The organism is Franzmannia qiaohouensis, from assembly GCF_031451695.1.
GTDB classification, from domain to species: Bacteria; Pseudomonadota; Gammaproteobacteria; order Pseudomonadales; family Halomonadaceae; genus Franzmannia; species Franzmannia qiaohouensis.
In genome coordinates, this window is sequence record NZ_JARWAM010000003.1 from 314689 (window position 1) to 340372 (window position 25684).

Below are 25684 nucleotides of genomic sequence, written 5' to 3' on the forward strand. Positions count from 1 at the left end.
AGGCTCTGATGAACACCATTAATGAGCAACGACGACTTCATCACGCCGTTGTTAGCGTCGCTACCGCTGTATCTGGAAAAAATGACGAAGCGTTTCTGCATCAGCTCACCGTTCATATGGCTGAGGCGCTATTTGCTGACGTCGGGTTCATTGCTCTTCTCGACAAGCAAGATCCTGATATTGCACACACGCTGACGCTGTATGTTAATGGCCAGCACCAGGACAATTTTGCCTACTACCTACCCGGAGTTCCATGCCATAAGGTGATGGTCGAACAGGAGTGCATTGTTCATGAGGGCGCTGCCATCATGCTGCCAGCCGAGACCAACGGCGCGCTCTCTTGGGTGAATGGATATGTAGGACGTAGACTGGATGATAGCCATGGGCAGCCGCTGGGTCTTATCGGCGTGATGTTCAAAAAGCCGCTGAGCGACGTCAATATTGTGCGTAATGTGTTGCAGATTTTTGCCGCCAGGACCGCATCAGAGCTCGAGCGTCAGCAAGATGAAGCACGAATACGCCAACTAGCCTTTTGTGACCCCGGCACTCAATTACCTAATCGTGCCGCCTTTATGCGCCATCTAGAGTACGTCCTGACTAACCATCAACCGTCAAAGACAGCTCTACTACTACTGGATCTTAACCATTTCAAAGAGATTAACGACACCGCTGGTCACGATTTGGGAGACTCGGTCCTAAAGACTATAGCTGATCGCTTCTCCGCATCGTTAAGTACGGGCGAATTCTTGGCCCGTTCAGGTGGTGATGAATTTATTGTCATTTGCCCAACGGCAGGTGAGGTTGGCGCACTCGCCACCGCTCGACGGCTTTGCGATAGTATTGAACTACCAATTGTAGTAGAACAGCACTCTTTCCAAGTTTCCGTGGGAATCGGTATTTCACTTTATCCAAGGCATGCGGTAACGCCTCTCGAACTGTTGAGACGCGCTGACATTGCCATGTATCAAGCGAAGCGTGAAAAACTCCCCATTTGCATATTCGAGCCTTGGATGGAGCGTGTCGTCTCCGAACAACTACATATCGCCAAACGCCTTGCCTCTGCCATAGCAGGAAAAAGGCTGAGCCTGCACTTTCAGCCTCAGGTAGATTTACATAGCGGCAAGTTGATTGGCGCCGAAGCCCTTTGCCGATGGGTTGACGAGGAGCTTGGCAACGTATCGCCGGGCAAGTTCATTCCCATCGCCGAAGAGCGCGGCATGATCGTCGCACTTGGCCATTGGGTCATCGAAGAAGCCTGCAGGCAGCTTGCCGCGTGGCATCAGCAAGGTCAGGACATGCCGGGACAGTTGGCAATTAACATTGCAGCCATCCAGTTTGAAGAAGACGACCTGGTCACCCACTTGTTCAACAGCTGCACCCACTTCGATGTCCCCCCATCTAAACTCAGTCTGGAAATTACCGAAAGCGGTATCATGGGCAATCCCGAAAAAGCCATCTCCATGACAGAAGTGTTGAAGAGCAAGGGGCTAGGGCTGTCGATCGATGATTTTGGAACCGGATACTCATCGCTGGCTTATCTAAAGCGCTTTTCTGCAGATAAAATAAAAATCGATATCTCTTTCGTCCGCGACATGCTGATTAGCGACAATGACCGTGCCATTATCGCAACGATCATTGCTATGGCGAACACACTTGGGATGGAGACGATTGCGGAAGGCATTGAGCACCAGGGTCAGGCAAGCGCATTACTCTCGATGGGGTGCTCTCAGGCACAGGGGTACTACTTTGACCGGCCATTGACGGCCGAGCAGTTTGCCCAACGCTGGCTCTCCTAGGCATTGCCTGAAACATCAGCAAGCGCAAGGCCAGTCCTGTTCCCGATGCACCACCCCACGCCCCTCGCCGTGCCCCCTACCGCGCCATCTCTCCGAGCCGCTCGAGCTCACCATCGTGCAGGGATACGAGCAGCGGCTCGCCGCGCTGGTTGACGCGAAACTGGCCGTAGCGGGCAAGCTCAAAGCGTTCGGCGTGGCCCTCCTGAAAGAAGAAGGCGTCGGTGGCAAAGCGCACGCGGCCGTTACGCACGCGATAGCGCAGGCGCATCTCATCCTCTTCCAGCGCCTGTTCGCCGCCATCGAGACGTTGGAAGTCGGCGACGTGCTGCGCATCCAGCTGGACGACCACATGGCCATCGGCGGCCAGCGGCTCGCCGCTCTCCGAGCGCTGGGCACCGCGCGCCTCGCTGATGCGGTTGGCGAGTTCGAAGTTCAGCGCCATGTAGTCGCCCTGCATCAATGAGCGCGGATCTACCGGCGCCAACTCGAGATACACCACCTCGCCTTCGGCGAGGTGGCGCTCCTTGGCCCAGATCGCCCAGTTGACCAGCGCCAGGACCACCAGGGTGGCAACCACCACCAGGCCCCGGCGCCGCTTAACGGAGGACATCATCGCACCACCTCCCCGTCACCCCGTCGCCCCCAGCGCTGCAGCCCCCAGCGCAGCGCCAGCAGCAGCACGCCCAGCGCCAGCAGCGTCGCCGACTTGGTCAGCAGCGTGACCTCCAGCCAGTAGTAGTAGTTGGCCGTGGCCAGCAGCAACAACAGCACGCCAAGCGCGATGATCAGCCGGTGAGCGATGGCAAATCCCAGCGTGATCACCACTACCGCCTGGCTAAGGCCATGGGCCTGCAGCGAGAGCAACATGACGACGACGGCGGCGCCATAAGCCGCCATCCGCACGCGAGGTGCCATGGCGTGCGCCTCGCGTTGGAAGATATGGCGGAGCAGCAGCAACAGCCCCAGCGTGGCCAGTGCATCGCCCATCCAGGGCGCCAGCCAGGCCAGCACCAGGCCATCCCGATGAAGCTCCATGAGCAGCGACTGGCCGGAATACTCCATCACCTGAATGGCCAGCAGGCCCAGCAGCAGGCCATGGCCCAGTGCCTGGCACTGGCGCATTCGTGCCGGCCAGCGAAACTCGTTGAGCCACAGCGCCACGGCTACCAGCAGCATCAGGCCGCCGGCGATGGGCGCCGCCGAGAGGCTCTCGCTCAAGGCCATGTAGAGCGCCAGGCTCGCGGCCAACGCCGACAGGGCGCGATGGGTAAGGCTCGGCATGACCAGGGCGAGTATCACCTGGAGCAGCAGCAGCGCCCACCACAGGCCGGCGGTCTGATTGACCAGGGCATGGGCCAGCGCCCAGGCCACCAGCAGCTGCCCGCAGAGACTTGCGGCCAGTCCCAGGTGCTCCACGAAATCGCCGCCGTTGCCACGCAGCAGCGCATAGGCGCCAGCGATCAATACCAGCCCCAGCGCGGCAGCGGCAATACTGCTCTCGAGTATGAACACCATCCCCATGCCAATGAAGCCGAGCAGGAACAGCGCCGCCAGCCACCCCGAGAACGCCTGCAGCGCGCGTACGAACCAGGGCGGCTCGATGGCTGGCGCCGCCTCGCCTTCGGCCAGCGTAATGCCAGCCCGGTCGAGCCTCTCTCTCAGCGATTCCGTCATGCCGACATCTCCCGATGCAGCCGCTTGAGCCAGATCACCGCCATGGCCCCCATGCCCAGCACCGCCATCGCCAGCACCAGCAAGCCGCCCGGATCCCCCTGGCGCATGAAATAGCGCCCGATCCAGGCGGTCACCACCACGATCACCGACAGGCAGCCCCCGGCCAGCATGAAAAGGTCGGCTCGCCAGTAGCGATACACGACGTAGAGCACCGCCAGCCAGGCGGGATAGACCAGTGCGGCAGCCGAGAAGCCCGACCGCTCATCGAAGAGCCAGGCGAGCACCAACAGCGTCACAGGGACGCCGCTGCCCAGCGCCAGCAGGCACGTGGCCCAGCCGGCCGACAGCCATCGCCAGCGCCGCGCACCCAGCTCCCACACCACCAACGCCGAGGTATTGAGCACGAACAGCCCCCACAGGGCGGCAGCGTCACCGATGAAGAAGGGGCCGAAGGCGCCGCTCCAGGTACGGAAATAGAGCGCCACGGAGAGGTTGAGCAGGCCGAGCCACAGGACCCACAGCGCATCGAAGCGCGCCACCAGCGCCCAGGGCAGCATCAGTAGCGCCCAGATGCAGAACAGTTGCCAGGGGTCGGCTCCGGTCTGGTAGACCTGTCCAAACAGCGCCAGCAGCACGCCCAGCAGCAGCGTGGCCGCCGTCAGCGCCGCCCGCGCGACCATGCGTTTCACAACGCCACGCCCCTCGGCCCAGCAGTAGACGGCAATCGCCGCCACCAGCGCCACTTGCACCAGCCCGAAGCGCAGCCAGCGGGGCATCTCGCTCCAGTTGTAGGCGACCAGGAACATCACCGCGAAGACCAGCGCCAGCGTACCCAGCCACAACAACAGCCGGTCCACGAACAGGCCCCAGGCCCGCCCCGACGGATGCAGCCCGGAGAGCGCGACCGCCTGCCCCACCTGCCCGGGGGGTATTGCCCCCTGCTCGATCAATGCCGCCAGCTCACGGCGAGTAGAAGCCATGTCGTGTCCTTACGTAGTGTCCCATATCCGGTCCGAGACCAAACCTCATCCTAGTGCGGCATCTTGCGGAAATAAAATGATACGACATAACACTTTAATGCTGTCCCGCGCTCTGCTACTGCCTCGGGCCCCTTCTCACTTCTTTCTAGCCGTCGAGAAAGTGCCGGACTCCTGCTGGGGTGAGGCCCCCTGCCGGGCAAGCTGATAGGAGAGCCCATCAACACGCCTCAGCCGGCCTAAGCAACATCTCCATCAAGGCAGTACCGCCACCGGCCCCTCATGGAGCCGGTCGTTTTTCTGCACCGACGATGCACTCGCCTTATCAGACGACCTCGCGCTGGCCGCTGGGCTGCAGCCGTTCGAGCAGGGCCGCCATGTCTTCCGGGGTAAAGGAGCGATCAAAGGCGATGTCGTAGTAGAAACCGTCCTCGATCACCGGGCCGATCACCTTGCCGGCAACGGTATTGCGCGCCAGGCCCGGACCAATCGCCGCCGCCACCTCGGCGACGCTGGTAGGGGGCGCAAAGCGGCGCTGCGCGCCATCCGGCAGGGTGATGACAATGCTCACAATGGGCGTATCGAGCTCTGTCACTTGTTGTTGCGGTTGGCGCATTCCTTGGACTCCTGCTAGTGATAGCGGCCTAGCGCGCTGGTGCCGTGATGACGTGAACCGCATCGCCTCGTAGGGCGTTGTAAAAGCAGCCGGGGCGTCCGGTATGGCAGGCAGGTCCTTCCATGTCACCCAACCTCACTCGCCCGTCGTTCGGCCCCGTCACACTCACCGAGCGCCTGGCCAGGCTGATTCCCAGCGGGCTGGAAGTAGTCGAAGAGTTGCGTCACCGCCTCGGGCGTCACGCCGTTGGTGATGAACACGAAGCGCGAGACACCGTCGCGGCACGCCTCCACCGGCAGTGGCTCTGGAGGGTGAAAGATATGCTGCACGCCGTGCAGGGCCAGCGGCTTCTCGCGCCCAACCAGCTTGACGATGGCCTTGACGCGCAGAATCTTCTCGCCCAGCAGTGACATCAGCAGGTCCAGCCAATCCTCGAGTTGCTCGGCGGGAATGGGCTCCTCGACGCTGAAGCAGAAGGTGCGGATCCGCTCTCCGTGGCGGCTGAGGTCGGGGTTGGCGTGGGGCGAGGCGCCGGCAGCTTGCATCATCGGCACCAGGGTCCCGCTATCGGGCGGAGCCAGCCCAGGGGCCGACGAGACCTGCTGGTAGGACGCGGCGCCCAACCAGCGTTCTGCCGAGTAACGCTCGGCGGCCAAGCCCTCCCCGGTGACATACTCGGCCGGCAGATCGCCATGCCGCACCTGCAACTGCTCGGCGGCCGGGTTGATGGTCGCCAGCTGGCTGGCGAGCCGCGACAGCTGTTCCTCATCGACCAGATCGGTCTTGGTGATCAGCAAGCGGTCGGCCACCGCCGCCTGGCGCTGGGACTCGCGGTGGGCGTTCAATGTCGAGATGCCGTTGGCGGCATCCACCAGACATATCACGCCATCCATGAAGAAGCGCTGTGCCAACCAGTGGTCGGTCATCAGGGTATGCAGGATAGGCGCCGGATCGGCCAGTCCGGTGGTCTCGATGATCACCCGCGAAAAGGGGGCACTGCCCTCCCGCTCAAGTGCCTCGCTGGCCTCCTGCACGGTGCGGCTCAAGTCGCCGCGGATGGTGCAGCACAGGCAGCCGCTGCTCATTTCCACGACGCTATGCTCATCGCTCTCGGCGAGCAGTCGATGATCCAGGCCGATATCGCCAAACTCATTGATTACCACCAGCGCGCCCTGCATGGCGGACTGGCGAACCAGACAGTTGAGCAGCGTGGTCTTGCCGCTGCCGAGAAAGCCGGTCAACACCGTGACGGGCAGTTTGCTGTCCTGGCCAAATACGCCTTGATTCATGGTTTCACCCTCGAGTGGCGAGTGGATTCGGGAAGCGCCGACGCACACTGCGAGCAGGTGCCATGGATCTCGATGGTCGTGCTGCCGGGTGAAAAATCTCGGCGCTCGACCATGTACCCCAGGCTCGAGCTCAAGGCGCTATCGATGAGCTCGTCGATATTCCCGCAGTCATCGCAGATGGCAAACGCGGTCACCCCGTGCCGGCACTCCTTGTGCCGGCAGGCGACGTAGGCATTCAGCGTTTCCAGGCGGTGAGCCAAGCCGTGACGAATCAACACATCCAGCGCGCGATAGACCTGGGTCGGCGCCGAGAATCCATCACCACTCAGGCGCTCAAGCAAGGCATAGGCCCCCAACGGGGCCTCGGCACTGCGCAGTACCTCAAGCACGCGCTGCTGGTTAGCGGTCAACGGCATGGTCGCTTCCATGAATGGATAGAGTCGCACTGCTGCTGAGATATATACGTTATAACATAACAATATTATCTGCCACTTTCATCCCCGAGCCATCGCAAGGCCACACATCGCCTGGTCGGGCTATGCCAAGCCGAACATCAGCGAGCGATGCGCAGAAAGCCCTGCCATGGCGCCGTCGGCGACGGCAAAGGTCACCGAACCTGCAGCGCGGGCGATATCGCCGCAGGCGAAGATGCCGGGGATCGACGTGGCCTGCATCGCATCGGTCTTGATGACACTGCCCAGCGGCGTCTCTTCCAGCGCAAAGCCGGTTTCCGCAACCAGCGGGCTGAGACGCAGCCGCGGCGCCACAAACACGCCGGCAAGGGGGACCTGGCGCCCGTCGCTCAGCACCACCTCCACCCCCTCGCCCCGACCGGCCTGAAGACGCGACACTAAACCGCGTTCGATGCGGGTACCGCGCGCGTCCAACTGGGCCAACTGGTCCGCCGTTGGCTCGAAGGCCGCGTTCAAGAACAGCGTGGTGGTACCCCAGTCCGGCAGCATCAAGGCTTGATGCATCGCCATCTCGGAGGACGCCAGCACGCCGATAGCCGTCTGGCCAAGCTCATAGCCGTGGCAGTAGGGGCAGTGAAAGACGCGCGTTCCCCACTGCTCGGCCAACCCGGGAATGTCTGGCAGCTCATCGGTCACGCCTGCCGCCAAGATGGTGCGGCGTGCCTGGAAGGTGCCTCCGTCGGCCAGGCCGACCGTGAAACCCTCCGCCTCGCCGCTAATCGACGCCACCCTGCCCGAGCGCCACTCCACCGTGGGGTACTCCATCAGCTGACCGCGTGCATCGGCTGCGATCTCTTCGGGTGGCGTGCCATCCTGGGACAGAAACCCGTGGGAGTGCGCGGCAAAGCGATTGCGCGGCTCGCCCGCGTCCACCACCAGTACCTGCTGTCTCGCCCGCGCCAGCTGCAGGCCCGCCGCCATTCCCGCATAGCTGCCGCCGATAATCACCGCATCGAACATCATGTCTCGTTCCTCGCCGAACTTAATGTATCTTCAATTGATACATTAAAAGGCGCAGGCGTCAATATGCCGTCGCAGTGGCTCAGTCAGTGAGTGGGGAACCGATAGCCTTGGCGGGTGGCGATCTCATCGAACTGGCTCGCCAGTTCGGCCAGTGTTACCGACCCCAAGCGCTCGATCAGCAACGCCTCCGCTTCACGCATGGCATCGAAGATCGCCTCGTTGACCACCTGCTCGACCACGCAATCGGGGTTGTCGCGGTCGGTGCCGATGGCAAAGATGCGTGGCCCGCCGACGGCATGGTGCACATCCAGCAGGGTAACGCGGTTCAGGTCACAGCCGATCCGCCAGCCACCATGGCGGCCTTTCTCGGCACATACGTAGCCCGCCTTGCGCAGGCCCGCCATGGTGCGCCGCACCACCGCGGCATTGGTGCCGAGCATCACCCCAATCTGTTCGGACGTGATGGGACCATCCTGACGCGCCATGTGCAGCAATACATGCAGCATTCGGGAAAGGCGGCTATCGGTTCGCAAGGAGGACGTGCCTTTGGCGAGAAATGAGAGGGGTAGACTAGCATGCCGATAGCGCCACGGAAGAGGCCCCTATGGCTCCCCGACCGCGCGAGCGGCCAGGGCATGTATATTTCACCGGCTGGAATCGCGGTGAGCGGGAGGTGGATGCACTCGACGCCCTTACCAGCGGGTATTCGGCAGCGAGATGGCGAGGATCTACTCCTGTTTTCCCACCAGCCAGTGGGTGACGCCCAGGGCCAGTACGATGGCAGCAATCGCCAGCATCTCTTGGGCCGATATGGTCGATATATCCAGGATGATCACCTTACGGGCGATCGCCATAAGCGCAGTGGCAATAACCAGCCGAATGGGTAACACATTGGTACCCAAGTAGAGCCGAATATTGATGAATATTTCCACGGCGATCAACACCACCATAAAGGCACCGAATATCACGAAGATATCGCTGACTTCAAACAGAAGGACAGGTGGAGAGATAAACTTGCTGTAAAGCACATAGATCACATCCAGGACGCCCCAGATGATCACCAACACCATCAATACGGCCAGTACTTTGATGGCATAGCGAATAACAAGGTGAAGCTTACGAATCAGCGCGTCTTCATGCTCCTTGGGAAGCTCGTCGTGCAACAGCTGAGGAAGTTTGGGGTCTACCTTGTTGTCGTTAGCCATCGCTCACCCTCGTGGCGGAGTCGGTTGGGCACCACAGCTGCATTAAAGCCTAGCCATGCGTGGAAAGCCAAAGCAGACCCGATGATCCGCAGATTGGCCCGCGTTGCACCCCCTGCCCTAGACTGGCAGGTTCATTCTTGAATCAAGGAAGACCACGATGCAGTCACGCTACTTCACCATCAACGACGTCCCCCAGGGCACACCCGGTCGCGAGCTGTTCGAGCTGCACGAAACCGCGCTGCCGGATCTCGCCGAGGGCGAGGTGCGCATCCGCAACAGCTGGCTGTCGGTGGACCCTTACATGCGCGGGCGCATGAGCGGCGTGAAGACCTACATCGACCCCTTCACCCTCGGCGAGCCGCTGGAAGGCGCCGCAGTTGGCGACGTCATCGAGTCTCGACATCCGCGCCTGGCCGTCGGCGACAAGGTACGCCACATGGCCGGCTGGCGGGATATCGCCCAGCTGCCGGGCGACCAGGTCGAGCCGCTGCCGGGCATCGAGGTCCCCGAGCAGGCCTACCTCGGCGTGCTCGGCATGCCGGGCATGACCGCCTGGACCGGCCTCAACCAGATCGCCGGGATGCAGCAAGGCGACAACGTACTGGTCAGCGCCGCCAGCGGCGCGGTGGGCTCGCTGGCCGTGCAGTTGGCCAAGGCCCGCGGCGGCACCGTGGTGGGCATCGCCGGGGCGCCCGAGAAGCTCGAGTGGCTTGCGTCCCACGGCATCGAGGCGGTGAGCTATCGCGACCGCAACGCCCAGCAGCTGACCGAGGCGCTTCAGGCGGCCTGCCCTGAGGGCTTCGACGTCTACTACGAAAACGTCGGCGGCGTGTGCCTGGAGGCGGCGCTCAACACCCTGCGCACCGGCGGTCGCATCGCCGTGTGCGGGATGATCGCCCGCTACAACGCCGAGGGGCCGGCTCCCGGACCCAGCAACCTGGCCATGGTGCTGATCAAGCGCCTGCGCATGCAGGGGTTCATCATCTTCGACCACTGGAACGACTATCCACGCTTCCTGGAAGAGGTCGGCCCGCAGGTCGCCAATGGCGAGATCGACTACGCCGAGACCATCGAAGAGGGCCTCGAGCGCACACCGGATGCCTTCCTGGCGCTGTTCGAGGGCGCCAACACCGGCAAGATGCTGGTACGGCTCTGAGCTAGACGCTGAGCCATCATCGAGGGGAGGCGCGCAGGCCCGTTCGGGCCTGATGACATTGCACGATGCCGATAGCGTAGATCTATTAGGCGGCCTGCTACCCTAGTGATAGTCAGCCGCCACTTTTCCACGAGGTCAGTATTACGTCGATGAAACACCCCGAGCAGGCCCGGCTTTTCGCGCTCAAGCAGCTCAATCTCCTCGATACCGCGCCCAGCGATAGCTTCGATCGCATCACACGCATGGCCAGCCAGCTGTTCGGCCTGCCGATCTCTGCGGTGTCGCTGACAGATAGCGATCGTCAGTGGTTCAAGTCGCGGGTCGGCGTCGATCATCGCGAGATACCCCGGGATAAGGCGCCCTGTGCGCAGGTCTGCGACTCTGCCGAGGTCCTGGTCATTCCCGATTTGCTGGCCTCGAACTACTATCAAGACAGCCACCTGGCCAACACCGGCATCCGTTTCTACGCCGGCGCACCGCTGACGACCCGCGAAGGCCAGACCCTGGGCGCCATGTGCGTGCTTGGCACCGAGCCCCGCGACATCACCGAGCAGGAAAGGGCCTCACTGGTCGACCTTGCCGCCATGGTCATGGCCCAGATCGAATTGCAGCATGCCTTTGGCAGGGTCGACCCGCTGACCGGCCTGGCGAATCGAAGTCAGTTCAGCGAGGACCTTCAGGATCTAGCCCTCGACTCCCCCGGCGAGCCGCGTGCCGCGCTCTTTACGGAGGTGGTCGAAGCCAGCCAGCTGAGCGCCCTGCACCGCACCATGGGGTCCGGCTTCCTCGACGAACTGGCGCAGGTATCCGCCCAGTGTATCCAGGAAACCATTGGTCTCGAGTCGCCGCTCTACTACCTCGGCAGCTGCCAGTTCGTGCATCTGCTGCCGGTGGACAGCCATGCCAGCCTGATTGAGCATGCCCTCAACCTGCGCCAGCGTCTGATGGCCCTGGAGTCGGCGCGTGACGTGTCGGTGCTGGTGCGTCCGGTGGTAGGTATCGCCTCGTTCGAGCTCGGCGAGACCGCCGCGCCTGATATTCTGCGCAGCGCCCATGCGGCAAGCCTCGACGCGCGCCAGATGGGCCAGGGCGCCGGTGTGTTCTCCGCGGCACTGGAAGAGCGCTTCCAGCGCAGCAGCATGCTGCTCGCCGATATCGGCCGCGCGCTTAAGACTGACGACGAACTCTACCTGGTCTTCCAGCCCCGCGTGTGGGTGGCCAGTGGCGACTGCCAAGGTGTCGAAGCCCTGCTGCGCTGGCGACATCCCGAGCTTGGCGAGGTGTCGCCTGCGGAATTCATACCCCTGATCGAGAACACGCCCATGGCCCGGGCGCTGACGGACTGGGTGGTAAACCGGGCGATCCGCCAGGCAGCGCTCTGGCATGCAGAAGGCAGGCCACTGCGGGTCTCGATCAATGTCTCGGCGACCAATCTAGAGGAGCACGACTTTGCCCAGCGGGTGTTGGAAAAGCTCCGACAGGCCAACCTGCCCGCCGACGCCATCGAACTGGAAGTGACCGAGAGCGCCCTGATTGGCAAGGGCCAGGCCGCGGCGACCCAGCTCGATGCGCTGATCGCAGCAGGCATCCTGATCGCCATCGACGACTTCGGCACCGGCTACAGCAGCCTCTCCTACCTGCACGAGATACCGGCGAACATCGTCAAGATCGACCGCTCGTTCATCGCCCACCTGGAAGAGGATGCGCGGATCCAGACCCTGGTCGGGTCGATGATCCGCATGGCCCACGACCTGGGCTACAGCGTCGTCGCCGAGGGCGTGGAGAACCAAGCGGCGCTCGACTGCCTTAGCCAACTGGGCTGTAACGAGGTGCAGGGCTATCTGCTCGCCAAGCCGCTGCCGCCCCGCGACCTGGAGACCTGGCTTGCCAAACGGAGCGGGGGCCAGTAACGGCTGAAAGGCGGCGACCTCCACCTACTACTTTGGCGTGATCGCCTCGATGAGATGCGCCCTCCCCGCCGGAGCCGAGTAAGGCTCCGGCCAGTATTCGACCAGCCGGGTGATCTTGCCCTTCTCCACCGTGAAGAATGAGATGGCCGTAGCCGACTGAACGCCATCGGTGATGGCGACCTCCGTCACCACGTCATCATCGCCCTCGACGAACCGATTGGTCGTGAACTGCCAGCGGCCGTGGGCCGGATATTCCGCATTCATCTGCGCGAAACGCTCGCCGCCGCGGATGCGCTCATTGGACTGCGGCCATTCGAGAACGAAATCCGGTGCGAGCACCGCCACCACCGAGTAGAAATCGTTGGACGCCATCAGCTGCCAGAACTCACGCACCACCTCACCTGCCGTTTTCATCCTGTTCTTCCTCTTGGTGTCCTGGCACGACCAGCCACGATCATCCCCTAGACCTAACGACTACAGCCATCATTGTTCTGTGCGCCCTAAGGCCTATCGAATACCGCTCATTACGACTGGCGATTCCAACGGCGTGATACCCGAGGCCAGATCATGGGCGAGACGCAGCCACACTACCGTGAACAGGTTTGCAACTTAGCGAGCGCTTTTCACCCCTCCCCATTCGACAGCCGAAATCGTAGCCCCGGTTCGGCCTGCTCGGCCGTGAGGTGCCAGCCGTGCGCCATAGCAATCTCCTGGCAGATGGCCAGGCCTAGCCCAGCCCCGTGGTCTCGCCGATGCTCAGCACGCCAGAAGCGTTCGAACAGCAGCGGCAGTTGTTCTGCATCCACGCCGGGGCCTCTGTCCCGTACGGTCACCGTATCGCCCTGGATCTCCACGCTGACGGAAGTCTGCGCGGGCGCATGTTGGATGGCGTTCTCCAGCAGGTTCTTCAGTAAGGTGAAGCAGGCCGCGCGGTCCGCTCTCCATTGCACGTCGCCGACAGCACGCACCGCCAAGTGCACGTCGGCGATTTCCGCCATGCGCTGCAAATAGGAAGCGGCATCGTGGGCGACCTCCTGCATCCTGACGGTGGTGAAGTGATAGTTGTGCGCCTCGCTGGCTTCGGCCAGGAGCAGAAGCTGCTGCACCTGGCGGGTCATGTACTCGACGTCGCTCAATAGCGAGTCGCGGTCGTTCCTGCCCCCCTCCTTTAACTCGATCTGGGCGCGGATCAGAGCCAGTGGTGTCTTCAACTCATGCGCCGCATTGCCAAGAAACTCCTGCTGCACGCGGTAGCCGCGTTCTAGGCGTTCCAGGGCTCGATTGAAGCTGTCCACGAGAGGGGCGATCTCCGCGGGCACCGCTTCCGTCTTCAGCCGGGCATCAATGGAGCGCGGCGAGATGGCTGCCGCGGACTCTGACGCATCTCGCAGCGGCTTGAGGGTGTAGCGCAAGGTAATATAGGCACACAGGCCGAAGGCGAAGAACAGCACAAAGCCGAACACCATGACGCCGGCGATCATACGCGGCAAGGCAACTTTATGGAGGATATCCATGAACCGTGCGCTGGCGACGAACTGCAGGTACCACCTTCGCCCATCGTGCTCGAGGGGCTTCGTGGCGCCGTAGAAGGTATTTCCCTCGTGCTCGAAGGTAAAGCTCCCGCGGGCCAGTCGAAGGAGGTCGCCGTCATTCGGCCAAAAGTTTTCTCCCCTACTCGAGAAGGCAACCACGTTCCCGGCGTCATCCAGAATTCGATACGCTGTTTCGCGTTGTGGTCCTTCGTACAACCAGGCGCGATCGTCCATGCTCGAGTCGAAGCCGATGGGCCTGCCGCTGCTATTGAACTCAATGTTTTTCACCAGCTCATCCGCAGCGTCGGCCAGGTCCATCCGCGCCAGTACGTTACTCTGATGCAGCACGAGCAAAGCAATCACCAGCAGCATGATGCTGAGTACCATCCCCGCCACATAGGCCAGCAGCACCTTCAAACTGATGCTATTAAACGGCAACATCTTCACGAAGCGCATAGCCCAGCCCCCGAGGTTGTTGACGATCATGCACATGACAGCACTCCATGAGACCGGCGGATGCGCTAGTACCAGGAGTTCCTTCGCATTGAGTGGAGGGAGCGTCAACTATCACCTGTCACCTCGCGGATACTGTCGAGGAGATCGCGGAAGTAGGGATTCCAGGTCAGGCGAGCATGGTATCTTTCCGCTGCGCCCTGTCCCCACGCTCCGAACCACAAAGCTTCGGAATCCTCGGGGAGGGGGATGCCGTCCTGGCCGTTGTCAAAGATGATATGGCTGCCCTTCTCACCGTAATAAGAGTTCTCGGGTGCAAATAGCACGTTCATATGGGAAAAGGTGCTGATACGCTGTTCGGGCAGGTTGCTGGTCAGTGCGGTGATACGAGGATCGTCAAGTTCCTGAGGGGTGTCGCCGTACCAAACGAAGCGTGATTGTTGATTGGGAAAGCGGATTTGAAAGGCGTCGAGCGTCGCATTAGGGTCAAGTACGCTGTCATGCTGGCTCATGCTAATCAGGACGGGTTTATCAAAGCGTGCCGTTTTTAGGCTTTTTTGTACGGTTCTGACCGAGCGGTAATAGAGGGCGGCCCCACGTGTAGGCAGGGACTGGTAGGTGACGATATTATCTTCCTCATCGACATCCACCCAGTCCCACAGATAGGAAATGGCCGGGGCGAGAAAGAGATAGCCATTATCGGGATAAAACCCAGGGGAAAATAGCAGCAGCCCGGCAACATTCTCGTCGTTCAACGCATGGGAGGTAACCAGATTCCCCCCGGTCGAGAAGCCGCCAAGCCAAAGTTCATCGACCTCGGCTCCCAGCAGGTTTGCATGGTGGGCAACGGCTTTTTCCCAATCATCGTTATCGGGCAGCATCAAATCAGCGGGACGGGTGCCGTGGCCAGGCAGAAGGATAGAGCGAACCAGCCAGCCATCATTCGCCATGGCGGTGGCAACATCGCTGAAATACCATGGACTTGCGCCCAGCCCATGAACGAACAGGATGCCCCGTTCGGCCGGTTTGTCGGGGCGTCGTTCGAACGGCGTATTGAGCTGGATTTCGAGGTTGCGGTCGTCACTGAGGAAGGCGCGGTTTTCGGCAATCCAGGCGCGAGTGTCGCGCACATAGTGATCGAAACGTTCCTGATCATAGGCCGGCAGGTTGTCGGAAGGTTGAAAATGGGGGTAATCCGGCGGCATGGCGCAGGATGCCAGGAACAACAATGTGGAAAGCAGTAAGCCAAGGCGAGGCAGCATAAACCCTCCATCAAAGTGTGCTTGCCATCTAACAGAAAGCCACATCGGCCTGCAGGACTTTCAGTCGCAGGCTATTCAGCGGCAACATCTTCACGAAGCGCATAGCCCAGCCCCCTGACGTTGACGATCCGCTGGCACGAGCCGATGGCAAGCAGTTTGCGACGCAAGCGGTGCAGGGCCACGTCCAGGGCGTTCGGTGTCACCGCCTCGCTCAGCCCCCAGGCCGCCGCTTCCAGCGCGCTGCGGCGCACGACCTCTTTGGGCCTGTGCAAGAGCAGCTCCATGATGTGCAGCTCCGCCGGGGCGAGAGTGACGCTCTGGTCACCGCGGCACAGCACGCCGGCTGCGGGGCGCAGGGTGAGATCGCCGTGGCTGGGATCGAGCTGTTGGAACGCCACGGGGCGACGTAGCAGTGCCCGGACACGCGCCACCATCTCGTCCATGGCGAAGGGTTTGGGCAGGTAGTCGTCGGCGCCGGCTTCGAGCCCCTGCACCCGGTCATGTAGCGCATCACGTGCCGTCAGCACCAGGCAAGGCATACCGAGGCCTGCTTTGCGCAGTCTCTGCAGCAGGACGAGGCCATCCCCATCCGGCAGCCCCCGGTCGAGAATCAGTGCATCGTAGGGCATCTGCTGAATGGCAGCCCATGCGCTGTCGATGCGGCCGGCCGCGTCGGCGGCGATGCCGGCGGCGATGCCGGCGGCTTCCAGCCCCTTGCACATCAGCCGGGCCAGCCGGTCGTGGTCCTCGACCAGGAGTATGCGGCTCATCAGAAGCGGTAAATGTAGCCAAGAGACACGCTATTGGTGGTCGAGCGATCCACCAGCGGGCTGTCCTTGATCTCATCCGGCAGGCTCGTCACTTCGACACTCATGAGCACCGAGTGGTGCTTGTCGAACATATAGACGCCACGCACCCCCGTCTCGATGCTCATAGCGGACTCGCCTATATAGGTGGGGCGGTCGATGCGCGCCTCGCTGTCGCTAACGCCGAAGTAGTAATCGACGGTTTTATCGTCCTGCCAGCTCGCCCCCACATGCGGGGTAATCAGAACATGATTGCCGAAACGCCACGTTCTTTCCAGGCCGAGATTGACGACCTGGCCGCTGCTGTTGCCTGACGCGTCGGCAAGCCATTCAGCGCTGACGTCAACCAGGTCGCTGCTCCACTCCACCTTGCCGCCTGCCCAGAAGCCGCCCTTGCGCTCGTCCATACCGTTGAGGATCGGGGCGTCGTCCTCCTTGTAGCCGCTACCGTCGTACTTGCCAACGATGCCGAAGTTGAGCCGCTGAGAGTCGCTGATGTCGAGACTCGGCAGCTTGAATTCGATTCGGGGGCCAAAGAGGTGAATGTACCGGTTCTCCACCTGCAGCAGCGGTATGGGGGTGTTGTCCCGGTCGATACCGGCGTAGGGCTCCTGCCTGCTCACAACGCCGAGGCCCAGCCCCCAGGTGGTGGAAGACGGCTCCGAGGTCGGCTCCTGGGCCATGGCTGCCAGCGGGATGCACAGCCCAGCGGCAAGCGCGGATGCAGCCGCCATGCGTGAGACAGAGGCAGGGGAGATCGAATCAAGCGGATACGGTAGAGGCATGAGCGTTTCTCGTGTGCTGTTAAAAGAAGCTCACTTTCGCCGCCGCGCACTTACGGAAAACTTACCGAAAACACGCGATCGTGCCGATCCATCAGTAAGACTTCTGAAAGGCGCCTCGGCGGACAGTCTCGTCACATGAGAGACGAGGACACCGCATGCTCCCACTCACCAATGACATTGCCGTAGCCTTTCTGCCCCGCCGACAGCGTGCGGCAGCCATCAAGGCGCTGCCCGGCAGCAAGCCGCGGTTGCTTGCGACCTGGCTCATCACGACAGCCGCCGCACTGCTCACCGGCTGCGCGTCGATCATGCCCCAGGCTCTACCCGAAACCGAGCCCGGCAGCACCGCGGCGCCCGTTGCCGGGCAGTGGCATGCACCGTTGCCCCACGGCGGGCAACTGACGGACCTGAGCCAATGGTGGGCCCAGTTCGACGATCCCCTGCTGCTGCATCTCATCGAGGCCGGGCAGCAGGTCAGCCCGACCGTGGCGCAGGCATCCGCGCGCCTCGCCGATGCGCAAGCCGCACGCGTTGAGTCAAGGGCCGCCCTGCTGCCTTGGCTGGATGCCAGCATCGGCGCCAGCCGGGGGCGGCCGGGTCTGGATGCACCGGTCGCCACCGAGTCGTCGGCAGGCTTGCAGCTCGGCTGGGAGCTGGACCTGTTCGGCGCAGGCCGCGCCGCCGCCAACGCCGCGCAAGCTCGGCTCGAGTCCAGCCGGTCCGGCTGGCACGACGCCCGGGTCTCGGTCGCGGCAGAAATTGCAACGACCTACGTCGAGCTACGCGCCTGCGAGACCCAGGTCCAGCAGGCCGAGATCGATGCCCAGTCGCGGGCGCGGACGGCGCAGATCACCCGCCTGGTGGCAGACAAGGGCTTCCGCCCCCCGGCCGAGGCGGAGCTGGCGAATGCCAGCGCGGCCCAAGGCAACGTAACGCTGATCGAGCAGCAGACGCAGTGCGATCTGCTGATCAAGGCATTGAGTGCCCTGGCGGCGCAGGACGAAGCGGCGCTACGGCGCGAACTGGCCACGGCAACCGGCCGGCTGCCACGGCCGGCCGAACTCGCGGTCACGACGATGCCGGCCGAGGTGCTGGCGCAACGCCCCGATATTCACGCGGCAGCGCGTGACGTGGTGGCGGCGAGCGCCGATTCGGACCAGACGCGGGCGCAGCGCTGGCCTCGCATCACCCTGGCCGGAAACATCGGCACGACGCGCATCGCCAGCGGGGGCATCAGCACCAATGGCAGCGTATGGAGTATCGGGCCAGTGACGGTAACGCTACCGCTGTTCGACGGCGGTACGCGACGCGCCAATGCGCAAGCGGCACGCGTTCGCTACCAGGCCGCCACCACCATCTATGCCGCGCGACTGCGTGAAGCGATCCGCGACGTCGAGGACGCGCTGGTCATGCTGGACAGCACGGCCAAGCGCAGCGAGGACGCGGCCAGCGCCGCCGATGGATTCGCGCGCTCCTTTGAGGCCACCGACGCCAGCTACCACGCCGGTATCGCCAGTCTGTTCGAACTCGAGGATACGCGCCGCAGCATGGTGGCCGCACAGAGCGCCGTGATCGAACTGCAGCGTGAGCGAATCACCGCCTGGATCCGGCTGTATCGCGCGCTAGGCGGTGGCTGGCCCGCAACCGAAGTGCATGCCGCATACAGCGAAGCAGCGGTTCAATGAACGAACCAAGGAACACCATGATGAGCAAACCACGTTCATTCGCGGCCGTCGCGGTCGTTGCGATGGGCTTAACCGCAACGCTCGCCTGGGTCATGTATGACGCCAGGGTCGCGGAGGATGAAACCATAACGGTCGCGCAACCCGCACTGAGCGTGGCAGTCACCACGCCTCGACCCGCCATGCTGCCCACCACGCTATCCGCAAACGGAGACATCATGGCCTGGCAGGAAGCCAGCATCGGCACCGAGGCAAACGGCCTGCGCCTGGCCAGCGTCGAGGTCAACGTCGGCGATATCGTCCAGCGTGGCCAGGTGCTCGCGACGTTCGCGTCCGATACGGTGAACGCCGAACTCGCGCAGAGCCGCGCCGCCGTCGCCGAGGCCGAGGCGGCGCTCGCCGAAGCCGCGGACAACGCCCAGCGCGCCCGGGAGCTACAGGCAACAGGCGCGATGTCGGCACAGCAGATATTCCAGTACATCACGGCAGAGCGTACTGCGCAGGCCAGGCTGGAATCGACGCGAGCCGTCGAGAACTCGCAGCAACTCCGTTTGGCCCAGACCCAGGTGCTCGCCCCCGACGATGGCGTGATCTCGGCCCGCAGTGCCACGGTCGGCGCAGTGCTGCCCGCGGGTCAGGAACTGTTTCGCCTGATCCGGCTCGGTCGGCTGGAATGGCGGGCCGAGGTTGCCGCTTCCGAGCTGGAGAGGCTGCAGCCCGGCCAGAACGCCTGGGTCACCCTGCCGGGAGGTCGCGAGCTGGAGGGTCGCGTGCGTACGATCGCGCCGCTCGTGGATACCGCCACCCGCAATGGCCTGGTCTATGTCGATCTACCGACAAGCGAAGCCGCCCGGGCGGGCATGTTTGCGCGCGGCAAGTTCGGGCTGGGAACACGCCCGGCCCTTACCCTACCGCGATCCGCGGTGCAGATCCGCGACGGCTTCGGCTATGTGCACCGCGTCGATGGCGACGGTCGGGTGGCGGAGTCGAAAGTTGCCCTGGGTCAGCATACGGGGGACCGGATCGAAATCCTCTCTGGGCTTGAGCCCGACACCCCGGTCGTCGCGTCGGGTGGGGCCTTCCTCGGCGACGGCGATCGCGTAGAGGTGGTCGAGGGGCTCGGCGAGGAGATGATCGAAAGCACGGAGAGTGTGGCGATCTCGCTGTCGGAGTGGCAGCCATGACGCTCAATACCTCCTCCTGGGCGATTCGCAACCCCATTCCGGTCGCCCTGCTCTTCGTGCTATTGACCTCGTTGGGGCTTATGTCCTTCAGGGGCATGGCTATCCAGGACTTGCCGGATGTGGATATCCCCCGGGTGATCGTCTCCGCCTCGCTGCCGGGGGCAGCCCCCGCCCTGATGGAGACCGAAGTCGCCCGCAAGATCGAGAACGCCATCGCCACGGTGGATGGCGTCAAGCACATCACCACCACGCTGACCGATGGACACGCCGAGATCGGCATCGAGTTCCTGCTGGAAAAAACCATACAGGAAGCGGTCGATGAGGTACGCGACGCCGTCTCTCGCATACGCTCGGACCTGCCTGCCGAGCTGCGTGACCCGGTCATTCAGAATCGGGGATTCTCCGAAGATCCGCTTCTGCTCTATACGGCAACCTCATCCCAGCTAGACGAGGAGGCGCTATCCTGGTTCGTGGATGACCGGGTCACCAGAGCGGTGTTGACCGTTCCCGGTGTGGGCTCGGTAAAGCGGATCGGCGGCGTCGATCGCGAAGTCCGCGTGGAGCTGCACCCGGATCGCCTGCTGGCATTGAACACGACGGCACTCGATATCTCGCGCCAGCTGCGCCAGGCACAGCTGGAAGCTCCCGGTGGACGCGCAAACATCGGCGGCGCCGAACAGGCCGTGCGCATCGTCGCCAACGTCGCATCGGCGGCCGAACTGGCGGCGATGGAGCTGGCGCTCAGCGACGGCCGCCGCATTCGCCTCGACCATGTCGCGAGCGTCACCGATACCGTGGCCGAGCGGCGTACGGCGGCGCTTCTCGATGGGGTGCCCGTCGTCGGTTTCGAGATGACCCGGGCACGAGGCTACGGCGAGGTTGACGTGGCCGAAGGCGTGCAGTCCGCCATCGCGGCCTTGCAGGCGCAATACCCTCATGTCGAGATCGAGGAAGCCTTCAACTTCGTCGAGCCTGTCGTGGAGAATTACCAGGGCTCCATGCGCCTACTGTTCGAGGGCATGCTGCTTGCCGTACTGGTGGTGTTTTTGTTCCTGCGCAACTGGCGCGCGACGCTGATTGCCGCCGTGACGCTACCGCTGTCGATCATTCCCACCTTCGGCCTCATGCACCTGATGGGCTTCTCGCTCAACGTCGTGACGCTACTGGCACTCTCGCTGGTGATCGGGGTACTGGTGGACGATGCCATCGTCGAGATCGAGAACATCGAACGGCACCTGCTGATGGGCAAGCCCCCGCGTCGGGCCGCAATGGACGCGGCGGCGGAGATTGGCCTGGCGGTGGTCGCCACCACCTTCACGCTGATTGCCGTTTTCCTGCCCACGGCCTTCATGAGCGGTACGGTGGGACGCTTCTTCTTCCAGTTCGGCTGGACGGCCTCGGTGGCGGTGCTGTTCTCGCTGGTAGTGGCACGCCTTCTCACGCCGATGATGGCCGCTTACCTGCTGCGCAAACCCCGCCAAGGTCATCAACAACCGCAGTGGATTGCCTACTATCTGGTCGGCGCCAGCTGGTGCCTGCGCCACCGCAAGATAACCCTCGTCGCGGCGGCAGCATGCTTCGCCAGCGGCCTATGGCTGGCATCGACCCTGCCGGGCGCCTTCATACCGCCCGACGACAACTCCCAGACCCAGGCGACACTCACCTTGCCGCCCGGAAGCACCCTGCCGGAAGCGATGCTGCTTGCCGAGCAAGCGCGGGCAAGGCTTGAGGAGAATCCCTATGTCACGCGTGTTTTCGCCGCCGTCGGGGGCGCATCAAACAGCAGCGATGCCGAGGTGACCAGCCTGGTGCTGACCGTGGGCCTGGCGGACCGTGCCAGCCGCGCGGGCATCAAGCTGCAGGCGATCGAGCAGCAGCTGCGCGGTGCACTCGCCACGCTTCCCGGTGTACGCACCCGCGTGGGAGCCGACGATTCGGGAGATACCTATGAGCTGGCGCTGGCCGGTGAGAACAGCAGGGTGCTCGCAGAGCATGCCCGGCAGGTCGAACGGGAGCTACGCGCCGTTCCCGGCCTCGGCGCCGTGAGCTCGACGGCCAGCCTGGTCAGGCCCGAACTCATCGTACGCCCCGATTTTGCCCGCGCCGCCGACCTGGGTGTGTCGGCCCTGGCCATCGCCGACACGCTGCGCATCGCCACGCTGGGCGACAACGCCGAGGATCTGCCCAAGCTGAACCTCAGCGAGCGGCAGGTGCCGATGATGGTGCGCCTGTCGGATGTCGCCCGGCAGGACATCGCGACCCTCAGGCGTTTACCCGTCCCCGGTGCGCGGGGAATGGTGCCGCTCGAAAACGTGGCGTCTCTCGAATGGAGCAGTGGGCCAGCGGAAATCACCCGCTACGACCGCCTGCGCAACGTCAATTTCGAGGTAGTGCTGCAGGGTCGGCCCCTGGGGGAGATAGAGCAGATCGTTCAAGCGCTGCCCAGCGTGCGCCAGCTACCGCCAGGCATTCACCAGGCGGCGGCAGGCGATGCAGAGGAAATGGCTGAAGTGGCAGCGGGTTTTGGTGTTGCCATGCTGACCGGCGTCCTGTGTATCTACATGGTGCTGGTGCTGCTGTTCGGGAGTTTCATGCAGCCAATTACCATCCTCGTGGCATTGGTGCTCTCCGTCCCGGGCGCTTTCCTGGCCCTGTTCCTCACCAGTTCGGCCCTGTCGCTTCCCGCGATGATCGGCATGATCATGCTGATGGGCATTGCCACGAAGAACTCGATCCTGCTGATCGACTACATCATCATCGCGCGCCGGGATCACGGCCTGAATCGCTTGGATGCGATCATCGATGCCTGCCGTAAGCGTGTCCGGCCGATCGTGATGACCACCCTCGCCATGGGCGCCGGCATGACACCGATTGCGCTCGGCTGGGCGGGAGACCCCAGCTTCCGGGCCCCCATGGCCTTCGTCGTGATCGGCGGGTTGATCACCTCGACGCTGCTGAGTCTGCTGGTCATCCCGGTGGTCTACAGCTGCCTGGACGATGGGGTGCGATGGGTAACGCACTGGAGGGCGCAACGGGCCAACCGGCGCCTCGCAGGCGAGCGTATGACGTCCTCAAGCATCGATCGGCAAAGGTGACCGGCAACCAGCCTGTCCCTGCGCCAGAGACTCATGGGTATCGATATCGAGCACCGCCAGGCCGCGTGAAATTCCCTCGAGTCCCGGCCAATTGGCAGTTTCGATCCGCTGCAGCCCAGAGACCCGGGGGTGAAGACATCAAGGCACGCACTATTATCGCGTTTTATAACCATGCCCTCATGCTACGTTTCAAACTGAAACGCGAGAGGTAACTTATGAATTCGCTCAAGCAGGCTGTCTGGGTTTATACCAGCCGTATCGCAACGAGCAGGCGCCTGAACCGGATACGATAGCTAGGCCTACGCCAAGGGCGCGAACTCACCCAACGCAGGCCCGCTCATACCAGCAGGATGACGACATTGAACCAACTACTCGCCATGCGGGCGTTCGTCCGCGTCATAGAAACGGGCTCTTTCACGCAGGCGGCGGATTTCCTGGCACTGCCACGCTCGACATTGAGCAAGCTGGTGTCCGATCTGGAGAGCCATCTCGGCATCAAGCTGCTGAACCGCACGACTCGCACGGTAACGGCAACGTCGGATGGGCTGGCATATTATCAGCATGCAGCGCGGCTGGTGGCTGAAGTGGATTCGCTGGACAGCGATATCCGCAGCAACGGACTAACACCCAGCGGACACTTGCGCATCGATGCACCCTCCTCGTTCGCCACCAGCCTGTTGATCCCGGCCATGGCTGACTTCCAGCGAGAATATCCCGATATCAGCGTGGCGCTGGGCGTCAGCGACCGGGCAGTCAACCTCGTCGGTGAAGGCGTGGACTGCGTGATTCGCGCAGGCCGGCTCGACGAGCTGTCGATGGTGGGGCGCCAGCTCAACGACCTGGATTACGTGACCTGCGCGGCGCCCGGTTATCTCGAACGACATGGCGTGCCATCGCATCCCACAGAACTCGACACAGGCCACACGCGACTTGGCTATTTCATCGCCGCGACGGGCAAGCCGATACCGCTACTCTTCGAGAAGGAGAACGAGCGATTCGAGATGGTCCATAGCGACTATGCCGCCAACGATGGCAACGGCCTGATGGCGATGCTGCTCGCCGGGCTCGGCGTTGGGCAGCATTTTCGCCGCTGCGTGCAGCCGTACCTCGACGCTGGCGAACTGGTGCCGGTGCTGGGCGAGTGGTCCCGGCCGGGCATGCCGTTCCATATTCTCTATCCTCCCAACCGACACCAGACCGCCCGGCTGAAGGTCTTCATCGAGTGGTTACTGGCCACCTTCAACGACTAGCCGGCAACTCAACGCAGCCGCGAGTCAGCATCGGCGGGTCAGGCAACGATCGCTGTCACACGAATCTCGACCCGCATCGTTGGCAGCCCCAGCGCCTCGACACCCGTCTGCGTCCAGATCGGTGCATGGCCGGGTATGTAGTGTCGGTAGAGCCGCGACATCGTCTCGTTCACTTCCTTCGGAAAGCCACCAACGTGGTAAGAGTTGACGTGGATGACGTGCTCCCAGCCGGCACCGGCGGTCTTGAGCGTTCGCTCAACGTTACGGAACGCCTGCTCGATCTCCTCAACCAGCGATTCAGGGATCTCGAAGTCATCGTTCCAACCGCCCTGCCCGGATGTCTCCACCCGGTTGTCGACCTTCACGGCTTGCGAGTAATACAGCAGATCCAGCGCCTTCTCCCCGTAGCCAGGCGTCACAAAGAACTCGCGCTTGCTCATCGATGCTTCCTCTTGCGTAGTGGATGGCGACCGATGCTAGGGCACCATCACCCGGGGCAGAAGACGCAAAATATGCCATCACTATCCATGCTCATGGACAATCGGCTCATGCTCAAGGCGCTCCTCTCACGTTATCCCGCCATGCACTAGCCAAGGTGCCGCTCAAAAAAGTCGATCAACAGTTCATGGTGGCGATTCTCGCCTTCGCTTCCCGGCAGGTGGTCCTCGCCCTCGTAGTAATGGACTTCAGGCTGGCGCTCGTGGGCCAGGAGTCGCTTCTCCAGTCGTTTCGTCATATCCACCGACCAAAGCCTGTCCTTCAACCCGTGGGAGAGGAACAGCGGCCCAGGGTATCGCTCGACTTCGATCGGCGTCGTGGGCAATAACCCTTCAGAGCTCTTCTTCCAGGTCCAGGCACGCTTGCCAACGTCCCAGGCCTGCCAGCCGGGATCGCCGGAGTCGCGAAAACTGCGCGCATCGAAGCCTCCGCACACCACATCGGGCGGGCTATGCGCTGCAATCGCCTCGGGAATCCCTGGCATAGCATCCTTGGCCATCAAAGAGGCAAGCAACAGGGCGTGCTCGGCACCACGCGAAACACCGTAGAGGCCGACTCGCGGCCCGACGAAGGGAAAGTCGCGCAGCGCAGCCAGCGCCTGGGCGGTGCGATCGAGTGGGCAGTCGACGATATGCCCGGCATTCCAGGCGTTCCCCCCGCTGGAGTAGCCGAACGGGAAGGCCAGGAAGCCTTGGGCAGCCAGAATTGCCGCATTGCGGTGACTCCACCCCGACCAAGCGCCTTCCGAGCCGTGCAGTACCATGACGGCGGGGAAAGGCCCCTCCCCGGGTGGCCCATAGGTGGTGCCCCACTCCGGGATCAGGCGCCTGACGATTTGCAGTGGCATACGTGTTCTCGCTCCTTGATCAACACTGATTCATATTAGTCATTGACGATGACAAGGAACCGGTGATCACGCAACCTGGCCAGTGACGTCGGCCTGACAGGCTGCCGGGCCAAAGCACACTGGGATCGGTCCTTGCTCCGCTATTGACGATGCCAGAAGCTGATACGGCAAAGTCTTGCAGGCCTGTGCGATCATGTACGGTCAGCCGTCGCTGCGGCAACGCCATGGCGG

General features: G+C 62.9%; 22 protein-coding genes and 1 pseudogene. 7 read left to right on the forward strand and 16 right to left on the reverse strand.

Translation table 11 applies throughout. The annotated features are described in order from the left end of the window. The first annotated feature begins 8 nt into the window (after nt 1–8). Nucleotides 9–1796 (forward strand): putative bifunctional diguanylate cyclase/phosphodiesterase, encoded by a 1788-nt coding sequence (locus QC821_RS05665; protein ID WP_309718150.1) that lies wholly within the window; start codon nt 9–11, stop codon nt 1794–1796. A gap of 76 nt (nt 1797–1872) precedes the next feature. Here the strand turns inward: QC821_RS05665 and QC821_RS05670 are convergent, their stop codons facing one another. The 9 genes and pseudogenes from QC821_RS05670 to QC821_RS05710 form a co-directional block, all read right to left on the reverse strand. Beyond that, nucleotides 1873–2409: a GDYXXLXY domain-containing protein gene (locus tag QC821_RS05670; protein ID WP_309718153.1), complete on the reverse strand. Its 537-nt coding sequence runs from the start codon at nt 2407–2409 to the stop codon at nt 1873–1875. After that, nucleotides 2406–3470, reverse strand: coding sequence for a DUF4401 domain-containing protein (locus QC821_RS05675; protein ID WP_309718156.1), 1065 nt, complete (start codon nt 3468–3470; stop codon nt 2406–2408). The genes QC821_RS05670 and QC821_RS05675 overlap by 4 nt, the downstream gene beginning before the upstream one ends. Then, the gene (locus QC821_RS05680) at nt 3467–4450 is read right to left on the reverse strand and encodes a DUF2157 domain-containing protein (RefSeq protein WP_309718159.1); all 984 of its coding nucleotides are present in this window, start codon (nt 4448–4450) and stop codon (nt 3467–3469) included. Before QC821_RS05680 ends, QC821_RS05675 begins: the two co-directional genes overlap by 4 nt. Before the next feature lie 349 nt (nt 4451–4799). After that, nucleotides 4800–5063 (reverse strand): annotated as a pseudogene (locus tag QC821_RS05685) (TGS domain-containing protein); the annotation flags it as partial. 125 nt (nt 5064–5188) lie between these two features. After that, nucleotides 5189–6352, reverse strand: a complete 1164-nt coding sequence (locus QC821_RS05690) for a CobW family GTP-binding protein (RefSeq protein WP_309718162.1) — start codon at nt 6350–6352, stop codon at nt 5189–5191. Next, nucleotides 6349–6768: a Fur family transcriptional regulator gene (locus QC821_RS05695; protein WP_309718165.1), complete on the reverse strand. Its 420-nt coding sequence runs from the start codon at nt 6766–6768 to the stop codon at nt 6349–6351. Before QC821_RS05695 ends, QC821_RS05690 begins: the two co-directional genes overlap by 4 nt. A 120-nt stretch (nt 6769–6888) precedes the next feature. Further along, a complete protein-coding gene (locus QC821_RS05700; protein ID WP_309718167.1) occupies nt 6889–7788 on the reverse strand; it encodes an NAD(P)/FAD-dependent oxidoreductase in 900 nt (299 codons plus the stop codon). Nucleotides 7789–7871: 83 nt separating this feature from the next. Next, a complete protein-coding gene (locus QC821_RS05705; protein WP_309718170.1) occupies nt 7872–8321 on the reverse strand; it encodes an Rrf2 family transcriptional regulator in 450 nt (149 codons plus the stop codon). A 195-nt stretch (nt 8322–8516) separates the two neighbouring features. Further along, nucleotides 8517–8993: a phosphate-starvation-inducible PsiE family protein gene (locus QC821_RS05710; protein ID WP_309718173.1), complete on the reverse strand. Its 477-nt coding sequence runs from the start codon at nt 8991–8993 to the stop codon at nt 8517–8519. Nucleotides 8994–9150: 157 nt separating this feature from the next. Here QC821_RS05710 and QC821_RS05715 point away from each other — a divergent pair, with 157 nt between their 5' ends. After that, nucleotides 9151–10149 carry an NADP-dependent oxidoreductase gene (locus QC821_RS05715; protein WP_309718176.1) on the forward strand — a complete coding sequence of 333 codons (999 nt, stop codon included), beginning with the start codon at nt 9151–9153 and terminating at the stop codon, nt 10147–10149. 149 nt (nt 10150–10298) lie between these two features. Then, nucleotides 10299–12059: a sensor domain-containing phosphodiesterase gene (locus tag QC821_RS05720; RefSeq protein ID WP_309718178.1), complete on the forward strand. Its 1761-nt coding sequence runs from the start codon at nt 10299–10301 to the stop codon at nt 12057–12059. A 27-nt stretch (nt 12060–12086) separates the two neighbouring features. Here QC821_RS05720 and QC821_RS05725 read toward each other — a convergent pair whose 3' ends face one another. From QC821_RS05725 to QC821_RS05745, 5 genes are all read right to left on the reverse strand, one after another. After that, complete coding sequence (locus QC821_RS05725; protein WP_309718181.1) at nt 12087–12473, reverse strand: nuclear transport factor 2 family protein; 387 nt, start codon at nt 12471–12473, stop codon at nt 12087–12089. Nucleotides 12474–12682: 209 nt separating this feature from the next. Beyond that, on the reverse strand, nt 12683–14077 hold the full coding sequence (locus QC821_RS05730) for a sensor histidine kinase (RefSeq protein ID WP_309718184.1): 1395 nt from the start codon (nt 14075–14077) through the stop codon (nt 12683–12685). A gap of 74 nt (nt 14078–14151) precedes the next feature. Further along, the gene (locus tag QC821_RS05735) at nt 14152–15306 is read right to left on the reverse strand and encodes an alpha/beta hydrolase (protein ID WP_309718186.1); all 1155 of its coding nucleotides are present in this window, start codon (nt 15304–15306) and stop codon (nt 14152–14154) included. A 71-nt stretch (nt 15307–15377) separates the two neighbouring features. Then, nucleotides 15378–16076 (reverse strand): response regulator transcription factor, encoded by a 699-nt coding sequence (locus QC821_RS05740; protein ID WP_309718189.1) that lies wholly within the window; start codon nt 16074–16076, stop codon nt 15378–15380. Continuing rightward, a complete protein-coding gene (locus QC821_RS05745) occupies nt 16076–16897 on the reverse strand; it encodes a MipA/OmpV family protein (RefSeq protein WP_309718192.1) in 822 nt (273 codons plus the stop codon). Before QC821_RS05745 ends, QC821_RS05740 begins: the two co-directional genes overlap by 1 nt. A gap of 155 nt (nt 16898–17052) precedes the next feature. Here QC821_RS05745 and QC821_RS05750 point away from each other — a divergent pair, with 155 nt between their 5' ends. The 4 genes from QC821_RS05750 (at nt 17053) to QC821_RS05765 (ending at nt 24108) form a co-directional block, all read left to right on the forward strand. Beyond that, nucleotides 17053–18582 (forward strand): efflux transporter outer membrane subunit, encoded by a 1530-nt coding sequence (locus QC821_RS05750; RefSeq protein ID WP_309718195.1) that lies wholly within the window; start codon nt 17053–17055, stop codon nt 18580–18582. A gap of 20 nt (nt 18583–18602) precedes the next feature. Next, nucleotides 18603–19763, forward strand: a complete 1161-nt coding sequence (locus QC821_RS05755; RefSeq protein WP_309718198.1) for an efflux RND transporter periplasmic adaptor subunit — start codon at nt 18603–18605, stop codon at nt 19761–19763. Further along, nucleotides 19760–22858 (forward strand): efflux RND transporter permease subunit, encoded by a 3099-nt coding sequence (locus tag QC821_RS05760; protein WP_309718200.1) that lies wholly within the window; start codon nt 19760–19762, stop codon nt 22856–22858. Before QC821_RS05755 ends, QC821_RS05760 begins: the two co-directional genes overlap by 4 nt. Nucleotides 22859–23217: 359 nt before the next feature. Beyond that, nucleotides 23218–24108 carry a LysR family transcriptional regulator gene (locus QC821_RS05765; RefSeq protein WP_309718203.1) on the forward strand — a complete coding sequence of 297 codons (891 nt, stop codon included), beginning with the start codon at nt 23218–23220 and terminating at the stop codon, nt 24106–24108. Nucleotides 24109–24146: 38 nt separating this feature from the next. Here the strand turns inward: QC821_RS05765 and QC821_RS05770 are convergent, their stop codons facing one another. Both QC821_RS05770 and QC821_RS05775 read right to left on the reverse strand, forming a co-directional pair. Further along, nucleotides 24147–24548, reverse strand: a complete 402-nt coding sequence (locus QC821_RS05770; RefSeq protein ID WP_309718205.1) for a RidA family protein — start codon at nt 24546–24548, stop codon at nt 24147–24149. 146 nt (nt 24549–24694) lie between these two features. After that, nucleotides 24695–25453 carry an alpha/beta hydrolase family protein gene (locus tag QC821_RS05775; protein ID WP_309718207.1) on the reverse strand — a complete coding sequence of 253 codons (759 nt, stop codon included), beginning with the start codon at nt 25451–25453 and terminating at the stop codon, nt 24695–24697. Nucleotides 25454–25684 lie beyond the last annotated feature (231 nt).